Raw genomic sequence first — 18806 nt, 5'->3', positions numbered from 1 at the left:
TGGTATGAGTTACCGTCGTCACGGATAACAGCCGCCGTTTATCAGTATACAAATACGACAATTCTGTTTTCCGTAAAATTTAAAGCGCCAATCACCATTGAGATGTCTGCTAATCAGCTCGTGCGGGGATGCATCGTGCTTGGTGGAATGCGTGAATGGGGAAGGGGTTGCAAGAACTTGCACGGGGTTGAAAAGCATCAGTTGATCCTAAGTGATTAAAAGAGCAACACTATCCAACCGTTCTTGCAGTAAAATCAACGATCACCCGAATTCTCAACTGATTGCGTCGTATGCACAACTCAAGACGCATCTGTTCGACGCTATACAAATAAAAAAATGGACTTCACTCCTATACTCGGCCAAGTTTTTTATAGTTTTTGGTATTTGATCCCACTGCTTCTTGTCGCTGCGGTAGTCAAATCTCCTTGGTTCAAGGGCGTGATGGGGGAGGCCATCGTCAATATCTCGGCGAAATATTTTTTGAACCGTGAGGACTACCATCTCATCAAGAACGTGACCTTGCCCGTTGAGGACGGCACTACCCAGATTGATCACATTATCGTGTCAAGGTTTGGTATCTTTGTGATTGAAACGAAAAACATGAAGGGCTGGATTTTTGGCGATGCCAAGCAAAAAACGTGGACGCAGAAGATTTATAAGCACACCGCAAAATTCCAAAATCCTTTGCATCAAAATTACAAGCACGTCAAAGCGCTCGAAACGCTTCTGGAACTCGATAGTTCTTTGATTCACTCGGTCATCGTGTTTGTTGGGGACAGTACCTTTAAAACGCCGATGCCGGAGAATGTCACCCAAGCCGGTGGCTATATCAAGTTCATTAAATCCGTGAATCAGCAAGTACTAGATACCCGTCAGGTGGCAGACGCTATCGAACGTATTCGAAGCGGCAGAAAATCTGCATCGTTTAAGACCAGCCGTGAGCATGTCAAACATGTGAAATCGATTGTCACTGAAAAGGCCAACAGCAACGCATGCCCGAAATGCGGGAGCGCGTTAATCTTACGGACGGTCAAATCCGGTGTGAATACCGGATCGCAGTTCAAGGGATGCACCAAATTTCCTGCCTGTCGGTACACAACAAATTAAATAATAATCGCCGATCACTGTGAATAGAAAGCACATTAGCACGCATATAGACTATAAATACACGCTCCTTAACCAAATAATTAACTGGCTTTGCATAACTTTACGCAGAGTGTTCCAAAAGATAAAACCAGACAGTGAACGTTGTTTCAATTACGCGATGTCGTACTAATAAAGGATGAAATATGGACAACAGAATAAAATTCTCACTTCATCTCAATGGCTGGTCTTTTGAAACTGACGAAAAACTGAGCTTACGCAACACTGCAGAAAAAATCCTTATTAATGAATATGCACCGCACATGAAAGGGCACATTTTTTGCCCAGAATGTAGCGCCAACTTATTTCGATCGCCCAAAAATAAGGATTTCGCAGCAAATGGTAGGAAAGCCTACTTTGCGCACAGTAGCAGCATTGACACAGATTGCGGACTGCGCACAAAAAAAGTAGATGGCAAAAAATATGCGACCGAGGAAGAGGCGAGAAAAGCAATACAAAATAAAGAATTGGTAATTGTGGAAGGTTTCATAAAAGAAAAGCCCATCCCCCCAGATCGGAGTGCAACCGATTATGATGCAACGCCCATTGAAGAACTCAATGGCCCTGTTGTTAATGTCTCTATTGGCAGGCATCGAGGCGACTCTTTTAAACTCCCAAGCAAATTCAAAACAATACGTGGTATTTGCAATAAATTTGATGAAAATATCAATCGATATTTTTATTTACCCAACAGCAATAATGCGATCCAACTACAAGATTTACTTCTTAACATTGAGTTTGTAACTAAAGTAGATGATATTCCTCGAATATATTACGGAAGGATCACTAGTTCTTTTAATGCGGGGAAAACACCAAAGAATATCCGCATGACAGAACTTCGATACAAGCATGCTGGCGTTCCTGATTTTTATCTAAAACTGGCAGATGAAAAACAAACCGAAAAAGGTATTAACCAGAACTCAAAAAACAGAGTCGTCTTAATGTATGGATCTGTAACCAATAATGGCGTCGGATTATGCATAGAAAACCTCGGGTGGGGTGAATTCGCTTTACTTCCAGTGATATATGAAAACCTTCTCTACCCCAACATATAACAATGCGTTGATGTCCTCCACACATCGTTTACCCGGCAAAGAGAAACCGCTCTTGTACTTTTTATAAGTTCTTAAAAGTTTACTTTAATATGAACAACCGGTAATCCACCAATAAATACGATCACACTCCGGATAAGTCAACCATCACATTCTCGATCACACCGCCCACTAGTCAATTTCACAAACACCGCTAAAATCCGCGTAAAATGCGCATATCGCGGGTGTAGTTCAATGGTAGAACGAGAGCTTCCCAAGCTCTAGACGAGGGTTCGATCCCCTCCATCCGCTCCAGGTTACGACTGGCACCTGTTCTTAGGTGCCGTTTTTTATTGCGGATACGGTTGTTTTGGCTTGCATCAGGGCCTTTTCAACCTGAATCTGACGCTGCGTCGTCCGCGCTCCTTTTCACTTTAATTAGCTTTCCATCTCGCATGTCAGAAAATCAACCCAGAAAACCTCTTTTTTATGATCCTACGGAGCGTCGGATTCGTAGTTTTGTGACGCGTGCGGGGCGGTTGTCGATTGCGCAAGGGCGGGCTATTGAGGAGTTGGGGCCGCGGTTTTGTGTGCCTTATGAAAAAAACGTGCTTGATCTGGATAAGACGTTTGAGCGCTCTGCGCCGACGATTTTTGAGATTGGCTTTGGGATGGGTGAAACCAGCGCCAAGATTTCGGCGGGTATGCCTGAGAAAAACTTTATCGGCGTTGAGGTACATACGCCGGGCGTAGGTAGTTTATTGAAGCTGATTGGCGAACAATCGCTGTCGAATCAACGGATTATTCAGCATGACGCGGTGGAGGTGTTGACGCATATGATTGCGCCTGATTCATTGGCTGGCGCGCATGTGTTTTTCCCAGATCCGTGGCACAAGGCGCGGCATAACAAACGGCGTTTGCTGCAAGGCCCGTTAGTGAGTTTGCTGGCATCGCGGATTGCGCCGGGTGGTTATTTGCATTGCGCTACTGATTGGGAGGAGTACGCAGAGCAAATTCTGGAGGTGTTGAGTGCTGAACCGACGCTGAAGAATACGGCTGAAGGTTATGCGCCGCGTCCGGATTATCGTCCGATCACCAAGTTTGAAAACCGCGGCATCAAGCTTGGACATGGCGTGTGGGATGTGGTGTTCGTCAAAATTTAACGCAATTTACGGGGTGCTTTTGTCGGTTTTAAGCCATTTAAGCCTTTTAAGCCTTTTAAGCATTGAGCAACGCTGGTTGCTCTGCTGATTTCTTTCATTTAGTCACTCGGATTTGACTCTCACTTTTGACGTCGACCATCGCTTTTTGTTTGCCCTGGTAGTTTTCTAAAAAACAATTTTGCCCATTTCCCTTTGCCATCGCTGTGGCGATGGCTGCAAAAATGTCTCAGTCGAACGCCTTTTCCAAGCTACTGATCAGAATGCCTAGTGTTTCCATAGTGCCATTCGGTACAATCCTGACATGCTTTCAGAATTCGACCTTATCTCTCAATATTTCACCCGTGCACCACGTGCCGACGGGCAGATTGCGCTTGGCGTGGGCGATGACTGCGCATTGCTGATGCCGACGGCTGGCATGCAGTTGGCTGTGTCATCGGATATGTTAGTTGCTGGTCGGCATTTTTTTGCTGATGTCGATCCGTATTCGTTGGGTCATAAATCATTGGCAGTGAATTTGTCCGACCTTGCGGCGATGGGTGCCCGGCCACTTGGCTTTACGTTAGCATTGGCTTTGCCGGAGGCGCGTGCAGAATGGTTAGCGCCATTTGCGGCCGGATTGTTGGCGCTTGCGGATGCACATGATTGTGAGTTGATTGGTGGTGATACGACTAAAGGTCCGCTCAATATCTGCATCACGATCTTCGGTGAGACCTTGCCCGGACAGGCGCTGCGGCGTGATGCGGCGCGGGTTGGTGATGATGTTTGGGTGTCTGGCACGCTGGGCGATGCGCGATTGGCGCTGGCGGGTTATCGCTGTGAGTTCACCGATCAAATCGTTATGAGTGACGATGAACATGCCCGCGCTGCGACGCGCATGCATCAACCGACACCACGTGTGGCACTGGGTATCGCTTTGCGGGGAATTGCGCATGCCGCGATTGATATTTCCGATGGTTTGGCGGGTGATCTCGGCCACATATTGGAGCGCTCTGGCGTGGGCGCGACGTTGGCGGTGGATTGTCTGCCATCGGGACCTGTTCTGCGGCGACAAACCCAGGCTTTGCAGCGTCAATTTACGCTCGCTGGCGGCGACGATTATGAGTTATGTTTTACTGCACCGGCGGCAAAACGCGACGCAGTTCTGAACGCAGGAACGGCAACCGGTACCGAGGTGATACGGATTGGTTGTATCGATGACCTGCCGGGACTACGTTTTATCGATTCACATGGCTTGCCGCTTGATTTACAACTGACTTCTTTTGATCACTTTCGCACAACATGAATCCAATACCATCATTAACGCCAACGCAGACGCCATCTCAAAAGCCTATTAATTCCAGGGGTAAGGTAAAAGCCACAGGCCGTTTTATGCTGTCACATCCTGCTCATGTGATCGCTCAAGGTTTTGGAAGTGGGTTGTCGCCGATCATGCCGGGTACTTTTGGTACCTTGTTTGCATGGCTGTCATTTTTGGTGTTGTCGGTACGGTGGCCCCATTACTTTACGCAGTTGAACTGGCTGGTCATTATTGCTGCGGGGTTCATCGTTGGTATCTGGACCTGCCAACGCACCGGGCGCGATCTGGGTGTTGCCGATCATGGCAGCATGGTCTGGGATGAGATTATTGCCTTTTGGCTGGTGTTGGTTGTGATTACTCCCGCGCCATTGTGGACACAGTTTTGGGCGTTTATTGTGTTTCGCTTTTTTGATATGGTCAAACCGCCGCCGATTGGGTATTTTGACCGCCACATGAAAGGCGGATTAGGTGTCATGTGGGATGATATTCTGGCTGCGTTTTACACGTTGCTGGTATTTGCTTTATGGCGCGTTTATTGAGCGCCTTGTAAAAGTTGTTTAAGCTTAATCGATGGCATTTCTACGTTGCGCCGATTGCATCTGAGCGCGACAAGTGGCAGTATGTATTGATTGATCTGAACCACAAACAGGAGCAAAAGAATGGAAACCAACGTCGAAACTGATCAACTAGTTGACCTCGCTACAGAAGTGGGTCGGGCGTTGAAAGCCAAAAGATGGTTATTGGCAACAGCCGAATCCTGCACCGGTGGTGGCGTCTCGCAAGCCATCACTGATATTGCGGGTTCGTCGGAATGGTTTGATTGCGGTTTCGTCACTTATTCGAACGCATCCAAGACGGAATTGCTGGATATTTCAGAAGCGCTGCTTGCACAACATGGCGCTGTCAGCGAAGAAATCGCCGGCGCAATGGCCGAGAGCGCCCTTGCCAATAGCGGCGCGGATGTTGCGCTGTCAACGACCGGTATCGCCGGTCCCGGCGGCGCTGTGCCTGGCAAACCAGTCGGCACGATCTGCTTTGGCTGGACGACCGGACACCAAACACATACTGAACGATTGATTTTCCATGGTGATCGACATGCCATACGCGAGCAAACGATCGCCCATTCGCTACAAGGATTGTTGCGATTTTTGAAATAACAAGGGTTTTTGGCAAAGCGGAGCGAGACTTACACTAAGTTTTCCTAACCTTTACTAAACTGCATTGATTCATCCGAAATCAATATTGGGTGGTGAAAGTTAGGTGAAACTCAGTGAGAAACCTGCTCCTTATCGCTTTCTATTGACTTAATCTCTGCTCAGGCACGAAAGCGATTAATCGCATCACGCGTTTCCAATGCGACGCGTCGTGCGGCTCTCGCAAAATCTTCTCCCGCGGCTTCGTCCACTTTTGCGTACAAAATAGCGCGTGATGAATTGATCATCATGCCGTTGCCATTTGCTGTCTTGCCCGCGTTCACAGTCGCCTGAATATCGCCGCCCTGGGCACCGACTCCCGGTACGAGCAAAGGCATGTCGCCGATGATATTACGCACTTGCGCCAGTTCTTCAGGGAATGTTGCGCCAACGACCAGACCGCATTGCCCATTAGTATTCCATTTATCAGCAACAAGTCGGGCGACGTGCTGATACAACGGCTTGCCCTCGACATTCATAAATTGCAGGTCGGAACCACCTGGATTGGATGTGCGGCACAAAATGATAGCGCCGCGATCTTTCCATTCCAGATAGGGCGCAACTGAATCCCAGCCCATATACGGACTCATTGTCACGGCATGCGCACCATATCGCTCGTAGGCTTCACGGGCGTATTGCTCGGCGGTCGCGCCGATGTCACCGCGCTTGGCGTCGAGCACGATAGGAATAGTGGGATAGACGCTGCGTATATAGTCGCAAATCGCTTCGAGTTGATCTTCGGCTCGCAATGCTGAGAAATAGGCGATTTGCGGTTTAAACGCGCATGCCGTATCAGCGGTAGCGTCGATGATTGCCTTGCAGAAGGTGAAAATCGCGTCCGGCTGATTGTGCAAATGGGGCGGAAATTTAGTAATATCCGGATCAAGCCCTACACAAAGGAGCGAATTGTTGACAGCCCAGGCGGCGGATAATTTATCAATGAAAGACACGATGAAGCCCTAATAATGCGAATGTCGCCATTGTAACTTGTTGCCATCGTCATAGCGGTTTCTTAGAGCCTTAACTGGATAATTACGCTGACCATTTTGCGATCTGCGATATTGATGCCAATATCACTCTTGAACGGTACCCTTGTTAAGAATTAGTCCACTATTTAGCTCTTGAGCCGACACCAATAGTTTGCTACCGTTCAACTAAGGCCATCTGGCCTGTCCAAATGTTAAGGAAGAAACATGCAAAAATCCGTTAAATGGCTGGCCATCGTGGTAGCCGTCTCTTTATTAAGCGCGTGTGGCTATAACGATTTCCAGACCAAAGATGAGGCTGTCAAAGCTGCTTGGGGCGAAGTGGTGAATCAATATCAGGGCCGGGCTGATCTGGTGCCTAAAATTGCACAAATTGTGAAGGCGTATGCGACGCATGAAGAAGCAACCTTCGAAGCCGTCACTAAGGCGCGCTCGGCGGCCACCAGCTTTCAGATAACGCCAGAAGTACTCAACGATCCGGCCGCTTTGGCGAAATTTCAACAGGTTCAAGGACAATTGTCCTCGGCCTTATCACGCTTGATGGCGGTGTCGGAAAACTATCCGCAACTCAAAGCAGATGGTCTGTATCGGGATGCACAATCGCAGCTGGAGGGCGTAGAAAACCGGATCAAAGTCGCGCGTAATCGCTACATCGTAGCCGTGCAGGATTACAACGTGCTGGCGCGTAGCTTCCCGACCAATCTAACTGCAAAAGCGATGGGTTATGCGGTTAAACCGTCATTCACCGTGGATAACGAAAAAGCGATTTCGACTTCACCCGATGTTGATTTCGGTGGGAAAAAATAATGGTATCAACGGCGACATCGGCTAACTCTCACCGCGTTAAAGCGCCGAGGGCGCATGTTTGTCATGCTGTCGTCGTCGCACTTTGGCTGGCACTTCTTACCATCGTGGGAACGCCAGCCCTCGCGCAAGCAGAAAAATTGGTGGCAGTTCCGCCCTTACAGGCGCATGTCACTGATCAGATTGGGTTGTTGCAGCCGCAACAGCGCGATACGCTGGAGTCGGTATTAAGCGCATACGAGACCCGCACCGGCAGCCAAATCGCGGTATTACTGATGAGCACCACCGCGCCAGAAGCCATCGAAGACTACAGCATCCGCGTGGCCGACGCCTGGAAATTGGGACGTAAAGGCGTGGATGACGGCGTCATTTTGATCGTCGCCAAGGACAACCCGAGTGGTTTACGTCGCTTACGAATCGAATCGGGGCGCGGCGTTCAGGGCGTGCTAACCGATGCCCAGTCGAAAAGAGTGCTGCAAGATGTGATCGCACCTTACTTTCAGAAAGGTGACTTTTACGGTGGCTTGACCGCGGGTGTGACTGCGATCACGGCTATCCTCGATCAACAGACGTTGCCGCCAGCAGAGCGCAAGCAACCACAACATCAGGAGTCGGGTTCCGGCATTTTTGGGGCATTGGCACCGTTGATTTTTGTCGGATTCATCGTTTTTATGATGTTAAATTCACGCCGACGCGGTGGCGACGGTAGCGGTCCAGGTTCAGGTAATTCGCTCAACAGCAATGTTTGGGGAAATGCTGCTGGAGTTGTCATCGGCAGTCTCTTAAGTCAGTCTGGACGCGGCGGTGGAGGCGGCGGATTTGGTGGTAGTGGCGGCGGTGGAAGCTTCGGCGGAGGTGGCGGTGGTTTTGATGGCGGCGGTGCTTCGGGGAACTGGTAAATGAAAAAAATAATGACACGACTGTACCGGCACTTCATCACAACTAGTCGGACTGCGCGAAAAGCATTTCCGGCAATTACGCTGATGGAAATACAAGCCAAAATAGCCGAAGGTGAACGCACGCATCGCGCCGAGGCGAGGATGATCGTGGAGTCCTCGTTGAATTTGCGAGCGGTGCTAAATGGTGTTACCTCCCGTCAGCGCGCACACGAGCTTTTTTCACATTACCGGATGTGGGATACCGAAGAAAATATCGGCGTTCTGCTCTACGTGAACATCGCTGACCATAAAGTCGAGATCATCACCGACCGTGCAGTCGGTCGGGCAATCCCTTCGGCAGAATGGCAAGCAGTATGTCAAACCATGACCCGCGAATTCGCCAACGGCACTTTTCATGACAGCACGCTTGCTGCCCTGGAAAAACTGAATAGTTTGTTGACGGACCACTTTCCGGATGCCGATGGAAAACGCAATGAATTATCGGATCGACCTTTGATGCTTTGATATTTTACACTTGGCTTTGATTCAGCACTTGATGCTGCACTGATCCGGTTCATCGAAAAAAAGTGAGTGATTCAGACTGCGCAGAGGAGAAATTTTGTCTTGTTACAAAATTCTTCGCGCTTCGCCGTTATCGCATAAAACGACCAATCAAACCTCACCGCATCAGCCGTAATGCACAAATCAACCATTCTCATAAACCCATTGCAGCAATGCATCCTGCGCCGCTTGCCCGCGCGATGCGTTTCCGTGATTGATTAGGCAGACCACTACGTAATATTTACCGGAAGCTGCCAATACGTAACCGGCAATCGCCCGAACGTCATTGAGCGTGCCCGTTTTTACATGCGCCTGACCGGCGACGCCCTGCCCTTTCAGTCGATTGCGCATGGTGCCGTCAAAACCGACCAATGGCATCGAAGACATAAACTCAGGCATGGTCGGCGATTGATAGGCGGAGGCCAGAATGCGGCCCATCGTGCGTGCCGAGATGCGTTCATTGCGGGACAAACCGGCACCGTTTTCGATCACCAGATCAGTCGCATCAATCCCCTTGTTGGCAAGCCAGCTTTGTACCGCACGTGCACCGCGTTCTGGCGTGGCAGGCAATTTCAGGATATCGGCGGCAATCGTCAGCAACACCTGACGCGCCATGACGTTGTTGCTATATTTGTTGATGTCACGAATCACCTCCGGCAAGGTCACTGAATTCCACTCGGCAATAAACCGCGTCCCAACCGGTACAATGCCCGTTTTGACTGTGCCGCTGAGTGTGCCACCAAGGTCACTCCACATTTGACGAAATACTGCGCCGAAATAGGCGTTGGAACTCATTGTGTAGGGATTGATATACCAGGTTTTATCACCGCACGATGCTGGCAACGCGCCACTAAAATTGGCGCCCTTTTCATCAAAAGTGGCCAATAGCTTTCCTTGCCAGTCGCCGCATGCGCCTTTGCCCAAGCGCGGTGGTATGACTTGATAGCCGGCCATGGGTGGATCGACCACGACGCGGTTCAGACCGGTTGATTCATCCTGCATAAATTGGAACGTCAATGTCTTGTAATTCAACAACAAAGCATCAGGACCTACGTTATACGGCTTTAAAGGGTCGCCATCAAATTGAGATGGATCATAAACGTTCTCGTCAAAAATGCTGCGGTCCAGCACGACATTGCCGCGAATATCCCGAATACCCTTGGCGCGGATTTGGCGCAGGAATAACCAGAAATTTTCCAGCACTAATTTAGGGTCGCCGCTGCCCTTAAAAATCAGGTCGCCCTGCAAAGTATTGCCAATTTGTTGCCCGTCGGTATAAGCCGCTGTCTTCCAGTTAAACGTCGGGCCTAACAATTCGAGCGCGGCATCGGTGGTGACCAGCTTCATCGTGGAGGCAGGATTAAATGGTGTATTGATATTATTTGCAGCCAACACTTTGCCACCGACCGCGGCCTCTTGCACGTAAATTCCCGCATTTTCTGATGGAATACCCGCTGCCTGAAGCGCGGCGGTGACCGACCGAGGCAAACCTGAAGATGCCAAATCCTGGGCGTTACTGACTGAATAGGGAAAAAATAAGAGCGACGAAAAAAGCAGTGCACCACTGAGGATCGTACGGAATTTGTTCGGCATGGAGTTCAGGAAATGAGGGAAATGAGGGATCGCATGCGTGATTATCCCATGCTATGCAACGCGATCAATTGATGCGTTGTAACAGAACTGCGCAAATGCTATTTTTGACCCGGAGGTAGAATTAAAAAAATCCTCAACACAAAGGACCTATTGGAGAGGGCTTACAACAGAGCATCAACATTTTTGATGTGATGAGTGTATTTTTCGGTGTATTTTGCGCACGCGAGAAATCGCCTTACGCAATGTAGTTTAATTCAGAAAAGGATAGCAACATAGCGCGCATAACAGTCAGCGCGCCATATTAAGTAGTCGATCGGATTTAGACAGATTATCCGATCATGTCCACCTTCGCGGTGAAAATTGCCCCTTCTAAATCATTGAACTAATTAATTGAAGCACGATGAATGCGAAGACAGAGCCGACAACCAATCCAACCGTACATAATCCGCCGTGCGCGATTTTTGAGTGTACCGGCACTTCTGCAAATAAGATTAATCCGAACAGCGCCATGGGGATAAAGAAAAGAAAATTAGCGATCAGGAAGTTTTGCATGGCTGTCTCCGTCTTTTGATTATATTTTAAGTATAGTTTGCAAAAAGCAATAAGCAAGACGTTGATATGACAGTCGACGTCATCAATGCCTTAATAGGCGACTTAAAGTGGCGTTTTAATTAACTTATAAGCCTTCAGTGATCCCCACCTTCAGGCGCTCAACCTTAACTAAAAACAACATAATGCGCGGCATTAAACCTTTTTAGTGCGCTCTTATGCTGGGGTGCACAATTTTTTCTTGACCGGCGTTTGTGGCAGGATTACCATCCGCTTGTTTTCATTTTATGGAGCCCCATTCATGGGCACTTGTTCGAGTGACAGTTGTTGCCAGACCCGTTCTGGCATCGTCTCGGCAAGATAACGCAGGCTTCCCCTGCCGTCATCTCGCCGCTGGCGAATGATGGTATCCCAAAGATCTTTGCAGACAATGTGTTTGAATGTGTTTGCTTTGATCGTAGATTTCCATTACCCGATAAAGATAGTTACTTAAATTACGTCAGCATTGCTTGTGTGTTTCTGCGTTCACGCATTGCCATGACCGCGTTTTCGTCAATTAGCGCTGAGTTGACGCTCGCTGTGGAGTGTTGGCGAGACGTTGCGACGACGCGTCATCCGACGAAACGCCGATAGTGAGCGACAACAGTTGGTAGCGATGTTGCGTCAACAGTCCCGCTGGTGACAATTGCGTACCAAGTTAGTATCAATTTGGTGCAAGGTTTATACCCAGTTGGCGTTACTATCGCGAAGTAGTTTACATGCTCGCGCAGGCAATCATCTTTATCGTTAAAAGATCACCGGTTAATTTTACAGTTTTACCCTTTGCAGTAGGAGGATTTGATTTTTTTGCCCCGTCTGTCGTCGATTGTATGTCGTCAATATCGATATGCATATCGTTAACATTAATGACAGGCCGTGAAGAGTTGGAAGTAATTCCAGTAGTCCTGATAAGGCAATCCCTAAAATTTCAGTTAAGTGTTGGCCCTTAGTAATGGTGTCAGATGCATAGTCGTAGAAATCTGCGGCGGCATAAAGAACTCACCATCGGTTAGCAGTATCGGAGACTTTAGTGATGACCTTGAAACGCCACGATTGCGCGAGCAGTCACGCGTGTGCCCAATAGCAGTCCAACTGATTGGGCGGGACAGATCAACGCGGCCGAGAATTCTATATAGAAAAAATAACGCTATGAATTTGAATCTCTTGAAAGACTCCTTTGTCAGGTTTGTTCATGCCCATGGTATGGACCGACATTTCCGCCGCTTCAGTAGCGACATGTTTAGTAGTACGCCGACCCCAAATGAAGTGCCACCAACGCTAGCCCAGCATTTGCTCAAAGCTGCGCGGGCCGATCTACCGAGTTTGCTGGAACAATTGAAAAGCCGTACTGATGGCCTGACCGATTCCGAGGCTGATGCAATTCGGCTTGTAGTTGGCCCTAACGAAGTCGAGCATGAAAAGCCGTTGCCGTGGTGGGCGCATTTATGGCAGTGCTATAAGAATCCATTCAATCTTCTGCTGACCGTTCTGGCGGCGGTATCGTTTGCGACCGAAGACATGAAAGCCACCGTCGTCATCGGGACGATGGTGGTGTTATCGACGCTGATGCGCTTTGTGCAGGAATCACGTTCAAACAGTGCAGCCGATAAGTTGAAGGAAATGGTCAGTAATACCGCAACCGTATTGCGCCATGATCTGGTTTCCGATATTGCCGATGAAGCGTTGCGCTATTTTGATGTCACTTTGCATCCAAAGGGTGCGCGCCGAATTGAACTGGCGATCAAAAAACTGGTTCCGGGCGACATCGTCCAACTATCCGCTGGCGATATGATTCCAGCCGATTTGCGTTTGCTGACAGCCAAGGATTTGTTTATCAGCCAAGCCGCCATGACCGGCGAATCGCTACCGGTAGAAAAATTTCTACAGCATCGCGGTGAAGCAACTAACAATCCTCTGGAGCTGGACAATCTTTGCTTCATGGGCACCAACGTCATTAGCGGGTCAGCGACTGCGATTGTCGTCACGACCGGCAATCAAACGTATTTTGGCGCACTGGCCGAACGCGTCACCGCCACCGACCGCACGCCGACTGCGTTTCAGCTTGGTGTCAATAAAGTCAGCTGGCTATTGATTCGCTTCATGATGGTGATGACGCCGATTGTCTTCTTTCTGAATGGCTTCACCAAAGGAGACTGGGTTGAGGCGTTTCTGTTTGGCTTATCCGTCGCGGTTGGTCTCACGCCGGAAATGCTGCCGATGATTGTCACCTCGACGCTGGCTAAGGGTGCAGTCGCACTCTCGCGCAAGAAGGTGATTGTCAAACGACTGGATGCGATCCAAAATTTTGGTGCGATGGATGTCTTGTGTACGGATAAAACCGGCACATTGACACAGGATAAAATTTTTCTGGAGCGGCATACCGATATTCTAGGTAAGCAGGATGACTTGGTGTTGGAATACGCTTACCTGAATAGTCACTATCAAACCGGCCTTAAAAACCTGCTTGACGTGGCGGTCCTGGATCATGCCGAGCTGCAACGCGAAATGGCGCTGGCTTCTGCGTACCGCAAGGTTGATGAAATCCCGTTCGATTTTCAGCGGCGCCGGATGTCGGTGGTCGTCAGCGAACGTGAGGATCATCATGAATTGATTTGCAAAGGCGCGGTCGAAGAGATCGTCTCCATTTGTACCCACGCCCGTCACAACGGGACGGTAGTGCCATTTAGTGCTGAGCTTCTCAAAGAAATCCACGAGACTACTGCCAGCCTCAACGCAGAAGGTTTACGCGTCGTCGCGGTGGCCGCTAAAGATTTGCCGCCGACCAAGGAAGTCTATGGCGTGGCCGACGAGTCGGATTTGGTGCTGATCGGTTACATTGCCTTCCTCGATCCCCCAAAGGAATCGACCAAACCCGCATTGGATGCATTGAAAAAACACGGCGTGACGGTCAAAATTTTGACTGGCGACAACCAACTGGTAACGGCCAAAATTTGCCGTCAGGTTGGCCTGACCGTCGATGGCATGTTGCTGGGTTCTGACGTCGAAGATATGAGCGACGCAGACCTGGCGATTGCAGTCGAAAAAACCACCGTATTTGCCAAACTCAGTCCGACGCATAAAGAACGTATCGTGCGTAGACTGCATGACAACGGCCACGTGGTCGGCTTCATGGGCGATGGCATCAACGACGCGCCTGCGTTACGCGCAGCAGACATCGGTATTTCGGTCGATACTGCGGTCGATATCGCGAAAGAAGCAGCCGATATCATTCTGCTGGAAAAGAGTTTGATGGTGCTGGAAGAGGGTGTTCTGGAAGGTCGTAAGACGTTTGCGAACATGCTGAAGTACATCAAGATGACGGCCAGCTCCAACTTCGGCAATGTCTTTTCTGTACTGGTAGCGAGTGCATTTTTGCCCTTTTTGCCCATGTTGCCGCTGCATTTGCTAGTGCAAAATCTGCTTTACGATATCTCACAAATTACGATTCCGTTCGACAATGTGGATAAGGAATTCTTAGAAAAACCACAGCGTTGGGACCCGAAAGAAATCGGTCGCTTCATGATCTTTTTTGGTCCGATCAGTTCGATTTTTGACATCGCCACTTTCGCCTTGCTATGGTACGTATTTGGCGCCAATACCAACGAGCACCAAACCCTGTTCCAGTCGGGCTGGTTTATTGAAGGCTTGCTGTCGCAAACGTTGATCGTACACATGATACGGACCCGCAAGATACCGTTCTTCCAAAGCCGTGCTTCGTGGGCGCTCATCAGCATGACCGTCATCATCATGGCGATTGGAATCTTGCTGCCGATGTCGCCTTTGGCGCATTACTTCAAACTGCAAGCGCTGCCGCTGAGCTACTTCCCATGGCTATTGCTGATATTGGGTGCGTATGCGGTGCTGACGCAGATGATGAAGGGTTGGTATGCCAAACGGTATGGCTGGCAGTAAAAAAGTGGGCTTAGGAATGGCTTAGGATGGCTTAAAAATGGCTTAAAAATGGCTTGAGAATAAGCCGATAGAAATAGCGTCTAGAAGGCGGACAGCATTTGCTGGCCGCTTTTTTTATGCCGGCACCGTAGAGAGATATGGTGGGCCAAGCGTCCCCGACATGCGGTGTTTTCGGACACTCTTTGCACCACGCTCGTGAGAATCTTAGGAGATCAAACCCGCAGCAATATTGATCGACAAACCGAGAATCGCCGAGTTAAATAAAAACGTCAATATCGATTGCACTAATACTGTCTTACGCATTGAGCGGGTCATGACGCTCACATCCGAGGTTTGTACTGCCACCGCTAATGTGAACGAAAAATAGAGAAAATCCCAATAATCGGGGTTTTCTTCGCCCTCAGGAAACCGTAAAGGTGCCGGTCCAATACCAGAACTATAAAACAGTCGCGCATAGTGCAAGGTGAACATGGTGCCAACCAGAAACCACGATCCGAGAACGGTCAATCCAGTAAATAGATAGCGGACTTCCTTCGGCCCCGGCAAAAAGTCCTTGGCCTGAGACAACCCAAAAACGACCGCTGCGATACTCGCGATCGCCGCAATGCAAATCAGCATCAAGATCATGCTGTCGTTTTCGTCCTCAATCGCGGCCCGCTTTTTAACTTGTGCCGATCCAGCTCTCACCATCATCCACCAGATGGCGATCAGATATCCCCACACACCGGCGTTCCAGCTGATGAGCCCACGGGTAATGGTCGACCCATTCGGCAAGAGTGCCCAGATGACGCCACCAAAGATCACAGCGAGCACCAGACGTGGATGAGTATGAAAAACCAGATTACGAATACGCATTCTTTAAGACCTTAAAAATAGAAGTGGCAGATTTGGAGACCACGCCCAAACGTTCATGCCAGATCATCATAGCGGCAACCCTGCTTTCACGACAAGATTCCCTTGTAACAAAACCTCTTTGTATTTTTATTGACAAAAAATTAATATTGCCGCCTGTGATTAATTGTAGCGGCTTTGGTAAATAAAAAAGAGAGTACAGAACATCACTCTTGAAAAATCAACTAACCACCCCTATACTTAGCACTCGTTAGGTGAGAGTGCTAACAATCTCCCTGACCTAGTCACTTTTTCTGTGCGGCACATTGTAAAAGCCAAACTAATCGGTGCAGTCGTTGCTGCAATGTTGCTGCAAAAATTATAACTTGTTGAATTTTGAAGGAGTTACACATGGATCTTCGTCCTTTGCATGACCGCCTCGTCGTTAAGCGTCTAGATGTTGAAACAAAAACTGCATCAGGTATTGTTCTGCCAGAGGCAGCAGCCGAAAAGCCTGATCAAGGTGAAGTATTGGCTATTGGTAACGGCAAGATTCTGGAAGACGGCAAAGTTCGCCCGATGGCAGTTAAAGTCGGTGAGCGCGTTCTTTTCGGCAAATATGCAGGTCAGGTAGTGAAGGTCGATGGCCAGGAACTACTGATTTTGCGCGAAGAAGACATCTTCGCTATCGTCGAAGGTAAGTAATTCATAGTTCAGATTGATCGAAGCCCATTGCAATTTTCGCAATAAGGCCGCTTCGATCTCTACGCTCTACATTCAACCGTATTCAGGAGAATCAACATGGCAGCAAAGCAAGTAATTTTTGGTGATGATGCACGTGCCAAGATCGTTAATGGCGTCAATATTCTAGCCAACGCAGTTAAAGTCACTCTGGGCCCTAAAGGCCGTAACGTGGTTCTGGAGCGTAGCTTCGGTGCTCCTACCGTTACTAAAGATGGTGTTTCAGTTGCTAAAGAAATCGAACTGAAAGACAAGCTGGAAAACATGGGCGCGCAACTGGTTAAAGAAGTTGCTTCCAAGACTTCAGATAACGCTGGTGACGGTACTACTACTGCAACCGTGTTAGCACAAGCTATCGTGCGCGAAGGTTTCAAGTATGTTGCAGCCGGTTTCAACCCAACTGACCTGAAGCGCGGTATCGACAAAGCTGTTGTCGCCATCGTTGCTGAAATCAAAGCATTGGCTAAGCCAACGACTACTAGCAAAGAAATCGCACAAGTTGGTTCGATCTCTGCTAACTCCGACACCGATATCGGTGAAATCATTGCTAAGGCAATGGACAAAGTCGGTAAAGAAGGCGTTATCACTGTTGAAGATGGTAAATCACTGGAAAACGAACTAGACATCGTCGAAGGTATGCAATTCGACCGTGGCTATTTGTCACCATATTTCATCAACAACCAAGAAAAACAAGTTGTTGCTCTGGAACAGCCTTACGTTCTGTTGTTCGACAAAAAAATCTCTAACATCCGTGATCTTCTTCCGGTATTGGAGCAAGTCGCTAAGTCGGGCCGTCCGCTGCTGATCATTGCAGAAGACGTCGAAGGCGAAGCACTGGCAACTTTGGTCGTCAATAACATCCGCGGCATCCTGAAAACTGCTGCTGTTAAAGCACCAGGCTTTGGTGATCGTCGTAAAGCAATGCTGGAAGACATCGCTATCCTGACCGGTGGTCAAGTGATTGCTGAAGAAGTCGGCCTGACATTAGAAAAAGTAACATTGGCAGAACTAGGCCAAGCTGCACGTATCGAAATCAGCAAAGAAAACACTATCATTATCGATGGCGCTGGCGAAGCAATCTCGATCGAAGGACGCGTTAAGCAAATCCGCGCCCAAATCGAAGAAGCAAGCTCTGACTACGACCGTGAAAAGTTGCAAGAACGTGTTGCCAAGTTGGCTGGCGGCGTTGCACTGATCAAAGTCGGCGCAGCTACTGAAGTCGAAATGAAAGAAAAGAAAGCACGCGTTGAAGATGCATTGCACGCTACGCGCGCTGCAGTCGAAGAAGGCGTTGTTCCTGGCGGCGGCGTTGCTTTCTTGCGCGCACGTGCTAACGTTAAAGACCTGAAAGGCGACAACGCCGATCAAGATGCTGGTATCAAAATCGTGCTGCGCGCAGTTGAAGAGCCATTGCGTCAAATCGTATTTAACGCAGGCGACGAGCCATCGGTTGTCATCAATGCAGTATTGGCTGGCACAGGTAACTACGGTTACAACGCTGCTAACGGTACTTACGGTGACTTGGTTGAGCTGGGTGTTCTTGATCCAGCAAAAGTAACACGTTCAGCATTGCAAAACGCTGCTTCTGTTGCTGGCCTGATCCTGACAACTGACGCAATGATCGCTGAATTACCAGACGACAAATCAGGTGGTGGTATGCCTGGTGGTATGGGTGGTATGGGTGGCATGGGTGGCATGGACGGCATGATGTAGTGAGATTGATCGTTGATAACCTACTGCGCACCGTAATCTTGTAGTCTGCGATGCTCGCCGTACCTGCGTACGGCTGCGCTTCTCGGCTACAACCTTACGGCGCTCGCTACGGTTCTCAGCGATCCCACAGAGTCGCTGTATCATCTTCTTTATTTTGTTGAGGGTGGATGGTTGCTTTGGATATGAAGCCCGCTTTTTGCGGGCTTTTTTGCGTTTGCTGGTTTAATCTCGATGAAAGCTACAGAACACCAAGCCCCTGAGAGGCTGTTACTGAACCGAGTACGCAGGACCTACGCAAAACCGTCCCAGCAAGGCGTGCCGACGCAGACAGCACGCGAGTGCCGGGCCACGTTGGCGGCAAGAAAAGCACAA

16 protein-coding genes and 1 tRNA gene are annotated in these 18806 nt (G+C 49.0%); 13 read left to right on the top strand and 4 right to left on the bottom strand.

Annotation, left to right across the window (positions count from 1 at the left end):
• Positions 1-336 precede the first annotated feature (336 nt).
• The 7 genes from RGU75_RS11275 (at position 337) to RGU75_RS11245 (ending at position 5791) form a co-directional block, all read left to right on the top strand.
• Positions 337-1107: a nuclease-related domain-containing protein gene (locus tag RGU75_RS11275; RefSeq protein WP_322235916.1), complete on the top strand. Its 771-nt coding sequence runs from the start codon at positions 337-339 to the stop codon at positions 1105-1107.
• 182 nt (positions 1108-1289) lie between these two features.
• Positions 1290-2198: a hypothetical protein gene (locus RGU75_RS11270; protein ID WP_322235914.1), complete on the top strand. Its 909-nt coding sequence runs from the start codon at positions 1290-1292 to the stop codon at positions 2196-2198.
• A 217-nt stretch (positions 2199-2415) separates the two neighbouring features.
• Positions 2416-2489, top strand: a tRNA-Gly gene (locus RGU75_RS11265).
• A gap of 140 nt (positions 2490-2629) precedes the next feature.
• Entirely contained in the window at positions 2630-3337 is a 708-nt protein-coding gene (gene trmB / locus RGU75_RS11260) for a tRNA (guanosine(46)-N7)-methyltransferase TrmB (RefSeq protein WP_322235911.1), read from the top strand.
• Between the two features lie 301 nt (positions 3338-3638).
• Complete coding sequence (gene thiL, locus RGU75_RS11255; protein WP_322235909.1) at positions 3639-4619, top strand: thiamine-phosphate kinase; 981 nt, start codon at positions 3639-3641, stop codon at positions 4617-4619.
• Positions 4616-5173 carry a phosphatidylglycerophosphatase A gene (locus RGU75_RS11250; RefSeq protein WP_416186807.1) on the top strand — a complete coding sequence of 186 codons (558 nt, stop codon included), beginning with the start codon at positions 4616-4618 and terminating at the stop codon, positions 5171-5173. Before thiL ends, RGU75_RS11250 begins: the two co-directional genes overlap by 4 nt.
• A gap of 120 nt (positions 5174-5293) precedes the next feature.
• Positions 5294-5791 carry a CinA family protein gene (locus RGU75_RS11245; RefSeq protein ID WP_322235904.1) on the top strand — a complete coding sequence of 166 codons (498 nt, stop codon included), beginning with the start codon at positions 5294-5296 and terminating at the stop codon, positions 5789-5791.
• Between the two features lie 158 nt (positions 5792-5949).
• Here the strand turns inward: RGU75_RS11245 and pyrF are convergent, their stop codons facing one another.
• Positions 5950-6777 carry an orotidine-5'-phosphate decarboxylase gene (gene pyrF, locus RGU75_RS11240; RefSeq protein ID WP_322235902.1) on the bottom strand — a complete coding sequence of 276 codons (828 nt, stop codon included), beginning with the start codon at positions 6775-6777 and terminating at the stop codon, positions 5950-5952.
• A 243-nt stretch (positions 6778-7020) separates the two neighbouring features.
• On the opposite strand from pyrF, the gene RGU75_RS11235 reads away from it, so the two are divergent.
• The 3 genes from RGU75_RS11235 to RGU75_RS11225 are packed head-to-tail and all read left to right on the top strand — an operon-like array spanning position 7021 to position 9020.
• A complete protein-coding gene (locus RGU75_RS11235) occupies positions 7021-7620 on the top strand; it encodes a LemA family protein (protein WP_322235900.1) in 600 nt (199 codons plus the stop codon).
• Positions 7620-8516 carry a TPM domain-containing protein gene (locus RGU75_RS11230; RefSeq protein WP_322235898.1) on the top strand — a complete coding sequence of 299 codons (897 nt, stop codon included), beginning with the start codon at positions 7620-7622 and terminating at the stop codon, positions 8514-8516. Before RGU75_RS11235 ends, RGU75_RS11230 begins: the two co-directional genes overlap by 1 nt.
• Positions 8517-9020 (top strand): TPM domain-containing protein, encoded by a 504-nt coding sequence (locus RGU75_RS11225; protein WP_322235896.1) that lies wholly within the window; start codon positions 8517-8519, stop codon positions 9018-9020.
• 180 nt (positions 9021-9200) lie between these two features.
• Here RGU75_RS11225 and dacB read toward each other — a convergent pair whose 3' ends face one another.
• Together dacB and RGU75_RS11215 are read right to left on the bottom strand one after the other, a co-directional pair.
• Positions 9201-10649 carry a D-alanyl-D-alanine carboxypeptidase/D-alanyl-D-alanine-endopeptidase gene (gene dacB / locus RGU75_RS11220; protein ID WP_322235894.1) on the bottom strand — a complete coding sequence of 483 codons (1449 nt, stop codon included), beginning with the start codon at positions 10647-10649 and terminating at the stop codon, positions 9201-9203.
• A gap of 369 nt (positions 10650-11018) precedes the next feature.
• A complete protein-coding gene (locus RGU75_RS11215) occupies positions 11019-11201 on the bottom strand; it encodes a hypothetical protein (protein ID WP_322235892.1) in 183 nt (60 codons plus the stop codon).
• A 1185-nt stretch (positions 11202-12386) separates the two neighbouring features.
• On the opposite strand from RGU75_RS11215, the gene mgtA reads away from it, so the two are divergent.
• Positions 12387-15149, top strand: coding sequence for a magnesium-translocating P-type ATPase (gene mgtA, locus RGU75_RS11210; RefSeq protein ID WP_322235890.1), 2763 nt, complete (start codon positions 12387-12389; stop codon positions 15147-15149).
• Positions 15150-15353: 204 nt separating this feature from the next.
• On the opposite strand, the gene RGU75_RS11205 is transcribed toward mgtA, so the two are convergent.
• Positions 15354-16004, bottom strand: a complete 651-nt coding sequence (locus tag RGU75_RS11205; protein ID WP_322235888.1) for a DUF1345 domain-containing protein — start codon at positions 16002-16004, stop codon at positions 15354-15356.
• Between the two features lie 387 nt (positions 16005-16391).
• Between RGU75_RS11205 and RGU75_RS11200 the strand changes: the two genes are divergently transcribed.
• Positions 16392-16685: a co-chaperone GroES gene (locus tag RGU75_RS11200; protein WP_322235886.1), complete on the top strand. Its 294-nt coding sequence runs from the start codon at positions 16392-16394 to the stop codon at positions 16683-16685.
• Positions 16686-16781: 96 nt separating this feature from the next.
• A complete protein-coding gene (gene groL / locus RGU75_RS11195; RefSeq protein ID WP_322235884.1) occupies positions 16782-18434 on the top strand; it encodes a chaperonin GroEL in 1653 nt (550 codons plus the stop codon).
• The last annotated feature ends 372 nt before the right edge of the window (positions 18435-18806 follow it).

The organism is Glaciimonas sp. CA11.2, assembly GCF_034314045.1.
Taxonomy (GTDB): domain Bacteria; phylum Pseudomonadota; class Gammaproteobacteria; order Burkholderiales; family Burkholderiaceae_D; genus Glaciimonas.
The sequence above is the reverse complement of the archived record's forward strand: the minus strand, read 5'-3'. Positions and strand labels throughout refer to the sequence as shown.